This is a genomic window from Gordonibacter pamelaeae 7-10-1-b, from assembly GCF_000210055.1.
Lineage (GTDB): Bacteria > Actinomycetota > Coriobacteriia > Coriobacteriales > Eggerthellaceae > Gordonibacter > Gordonibacter pamelaeae.
Genome location: NC_021021.1, coordinates 2812794 through 2817322 on the forward strand (window position 1 = coordinate 2812794; position 4529 = coordinate 2817322).

Consider the following 4529-nt stretch of genomic DNA (forward strand, 5'->3'; position numbering starts at 1 on the left):
CGACACCGTCGCCAACGCGGCGATGACCCAGGCCGACCCGCGCAACCTGTACCGCGAGGGAAAGGCCGTCGCCGACAGGCTGCCGGCGGGACGGGCCCGCAGGCGCATGGCCCGCTGGGACGCGAAATCGAAGAAGGCCCTCGCCAAGCAGGACAAGGTGCTCGACCAGCTGGAGCACAAGAGGAAGCGCGCCGACACCATGCGACGCGCCGGGATGTCAGACAAGTCCCTGCTCGGGCGCTGGATCAACCTCAGGCAGAAGCGGCTCGAGAACAAGGCGGGGCGGCTCGGCGCCAAGGCGGGCCGGCTCGCCGGGACGAACACCTCCGGCATCCGCGGCAAGCTCATGCAGCTGCGCCGCACCAAGGCGACCGTCACGAACACCGTCTTCGGCTGGCGCGGCGTGGCCGCGGCGGGCGCCGCGGTGGGCGGCACCGCGGTTATCTGCCTAGTCGGGATGTCGCTGCTCAGCGCGGTCATCGGCGGCGCCGCCACATCTTCTTCCGGCGGCAGCGCCGAGGGCTACCTGGCCCAGGCGCAGCGATACGTCGACGATGACTCCATCGGGTACTCGCAGTCCACGCGTTGCCACAACCCCAACATGGACTGCTCGTCGTTCGTCTACTACTGCCTCGTCGATTCGGGCTACTGCACGACCGAGCAGCTGGGTACGCACCCGTTCACCACCTCCACCATGGCGGAACCTCTGCTCAAGGCGGGCTTCGAGAAGGTCGAGTGGGACGGGAAGATGGACTCCCTGCAACGCGGCGACATCCTCATCAACACCGAGCAGCACACGGAGATCTATGCCGGCGACGGCAAGGACTACGGCGCGCACGAAGACCTCGACGGCGCCGACGGCGACTCGTCGGGAGACGAGGTATCGCTGGGGTCCTACTGGAACGACGCCTGGGACACGGTCCTGCGTCCCACCGGAGGGGCGGGCGTCACCATTCCCGAGCAGTACGGCAACGGCGGGTACTCCGTCACCTTCTACACCCCGCGCGGCTGCTACGTCAACGGCCGTGACACCGCGTGGGCGGCCGGGACGTCGCAGGCGGCCGTCCACTCCAAGTGGGCGCTCGCCGGCGCGAAGTACGACGACGATATCGCGACCTACAACGGCCGCTACCTGATCGCCTGCACGACGACGTACGGGCGCGTCGGCGACAAGGTCGACTTCACGCTGTCGGACGGCACCGTGATCAAGTGCGTCATCGCCGACGCGAAGAACCCCAACGACCAGGGATGCAACAAGTGGGGGCACTCGAACGGCCAGAACGTCATCGAGTTCGAGGTGGAGAGGTCGCGCTTCTACAGGAGCGGCAACCCCGGCAGCTCGAGCTGGAAGGCCGAATGGGGCGGCAAGCGCGTCTGCTCGTCAGTCAACAGCGGCAGCATCCTCTAGCCCATCGAATGAACGAAAGGGAAAGCGAACATGAACATGACCGACAGGTTCAACCCGGCCAACGAGAACGACCCCAAGAGGAAGCTGGCCTACGGCCTGATCGCGCTGGCGTGCGTGATCGCGCTGGGCTTCGGCCTCGACGCCGCCTCGTGCTCCCGCACGGGCACCGCGGGCGACGAGGGCGGCAAGCAGGACGCCACCGAGGCGGTCGATGGCGGCAGCGCCGCCGGGGGCGACGAGCAGGACGGGAAGGAGGCGGGCGACGAGAAGAAAGTCGAGGCGTCGCCGGACCCGTCCGAGACCTCCGGCGTTCGGTTCGAGGGCTTCGACAAGCTCTCGGGCATGACCGCGACCAAGCGCGAGAGCTTCTGCGACGCCGTGGCCTCGACCATGCGCGCCAACGGCTACGGGCTCGACGAGATCACGGTCTCGATCAAGAAGAAGCCCCAGGCCACCGATAACGGCACCGTCGTGTTCATGCGCGTGAAGGGCACCGGCGACTGCTACTCGGCGCATTACGCCGACGGCACCTGGACCGTCTTCCCCCTGCTCGAGCGCGTGGACGGCGTGAACGACGACCTCGCGCAGGACCAGATCGACTCGCGCGCCGACACGGCGGCCGACGCCGACGCCACCGAGCAGAGCGCCGCGGCGCCCAAGAAGACCTTCGCCATCACCGACACCGAGCAGGCCGCCAAGTATATCGGCGACTCCTGCGCCGGCGCGCTCATGGACGCATGGCGCGCGTTCGCCGCGGAGAAGGAGGGCGGCGCCGATGCCGATTCCGCGCTGTTCTCCCGCGACCATGTGACGCACAACGACGACGGCACGGTCACGTTCACCGTCTGGATGCCCTCGAGCCAGAAGACCTACCGAGGCGTGGCCGACATGGCCGCCGGCTCGGTCTCCTTCTCCGAGTAGGGGGGAGCGGCATGCCTACACTCATCATCGCCGAGAAGCCGTCCGTCGCGCGCGGCATCGCCGACGCCGTCGGCGCCCACGAGCGCCGCGACGGCTATATCGAGGGCGGCGGCTACCTCATCAGCTGGTGCCGCGGCCACATCATCGACCTCGACTTCCCCCAGAACTACCCGCAGTGGTCCGGCCACTGGTCGATGTCGCAGCTGCCCATGATCCCGGAGCGGTGGAGGTGGAGCGTCACCGCGCCCGAGCAGTACAAGGTCCTGAAAGGGCTGCTCGACCGCGCCGACGTGGAGCTCGTCGTGAACGCCTGCGACGCCGACCGCGAGGGCGAGGGCATCTTCCGGCGCGTCTGGACCCATTCCGGCTGCAAGAAGCCCGTCCGTCGCTTCTGGTCCACCTCGCTCGTGCCAGAGCAGGTGCGGACCGACCTCGCCCACGCCAAGCCCCTCTCCGACTACGACGGCCTCGCCGACGCCGCCGAGGGCAGGGCCAAGGCGGACTGGCTCGTGGGCCTCAACGCCTCGCGCGCCCTATCGTGCCTCTACGAAGGCTCGCGCCTGTCCGCCGGCCGCGTCCAGACCCCGACGCTGGCGCTGGTCGTCGAGCGGACCCGCGCGATCCGCGACTTCAAATCGGTCCCCTTCTTCCAGGTGGAGTGCTCGGTCGGCAGGACGGCGCACGTGCGTCTCGCCGGCGAGAAGCTGAAGACCCGTCAGGAGGCCGAGCGCCGCGCCCATGCGGCCGTCGGGTCGCAGTGCGCGATCCTGAAGGTCGAGCGCAGGCAGGAGAAGTGCCGCGCGCCCAAGCTCTACGACCTCACCGGGCTGCAACGCGACGCATCGACGCGCGCGGGCCTCACCGCGGAGGAAACGCTGAACGCGCTGCAAACGCTGTACGAGAAGAAGCTGGCGACATATCCCAGGACCGAGAGCCGCTACATCGGCGAGTCCGACATCCCCGAGACGGCCCGCGTGCTCTCGGCCATCGCGGTGCCGGGAATCGTCGGCGAGGCCGCCGCGGCCGGGTTCGACGCGTCGCGCTCCGACGTCGCCCGCGTGGCCGACGACTCGAAGGTCCACGGCCACGGCGCGATCCTGCCCACGGCGCTGCTCGGCGCCAAGGAGATGGCCAAGCTCGATGGCGCAGAGCGCTCCGTGGCCATCCTCATCTGCTGCCGCCTCATGGCCGCCACCATGGACCCCGCGACGAAGCTCAATGCCAAGGTCGAGGCCGAGATCTGCGGCGACGCCTACACGGCCTCGGGCAGCACTGTCACGGACGCGTCCTGGATCGCCGTGGACGAGGCGTGCCGTGCCGCGCTTGCGGGCGGCGGCAAGGCCCCCGACGACGAGGACGAGGCGCAGGCCATCCCCGCCGACATCGAGCAGGGCGACTCGTTCACCGTGGGCGAGGGCGACGGGCGCGTGAAGGACGGCAAGACGACCCCGCCGAAGCCCTACACGGACGCGACGCTGCTGTCGGCCATGGAGCACGCCGGCCGGTCCATCGAGGACCGCGAGCTGAAGGCGGCCATCGAGGACGACTCGATGCACTCCGGCGGCCTGGGGACGCCGGCCACCCGCGCCAGCATGATCGAGAAGCTGATCGAGGCTAAGTACATCCGCCGCCGAGGCAAGACGCTCTCGGCCACCGAGCGCGGCGAGACGCTGATCGACATCGTGTGCGACTCGCTCAAGACCCCCGAGCTCACCGCGAAGTGGGAGCTCTCCCTGTCGCACGTCGAGCGGGGAGAGGGGTCGCTGTCCGACTTCCTCTCCGGCATCGAGGGCTACACCGCCGCGGTCGTGTCCGACCTCGAGGGCGGCTTCGACCCCGCGCAGGCCGCGGCCGTGTCCGGCCGCGAGGAGCTGTGCCGGTGCCCGGCCTGCGGAGCGCCGATCGTGCTGTCGCGCAGCGGAAAGCAGTGGCAGTGCTCGTCTTCGAAGTGGGCCGGCAAGGAGGAGGGCTGGCGGCTGCTCCAGGGCTGCGGCGTGAAGCTCAACATCGTCCAGAACGGCAGGAAGCTCACCAAGTCCCAGGCCAAGGCGATCCTGTCGGGAAAGACGGTCCACCTGACCGGCCTGGCGAAGAAGGACGGCAGCGGCACGTTCGACACCGACGCGAAGCTCGGCGAGGCGCCCTACACCGGGTTCGTCGAGTTCTGCCGGAGCGAGAGGCCGGACGGCGGCACCGGCGG

Annotated in this window: 3 protein-coding genes; all 3 read left to right on the top strand. The window is 69.4% G+C overall.

Annotated features, from left to right (window positions below):
* On the top strand, positions 1-1408 hold a 1408-nt coding region (locus tag GPA_RS16965), incomplete at its 5' end, for an endolysin-like domain-containing protein (RefSeq protein WP_197533104.1).
* Between the two features lie 30 nt (positions 1409-1438).
* Positions 1439-2329, top strand: coding sequence for a hypothetical protein (locus GPA_RS13020; RefSeq protein WP_015540157.1), 891 nt, complete (start codon positions 1439-1441; stop codon positions 2327-2329).
* An 11-nt stretch (positions 2330-2340) separates the two neighbouring features.
* On the top strand, positions 2341-4529 hold a 2189-nt coding region (locus GPA_RS13025; RefSeq protein ID WP_049784156.1), incomplete at its 3' end, for a DNA topoisomerase.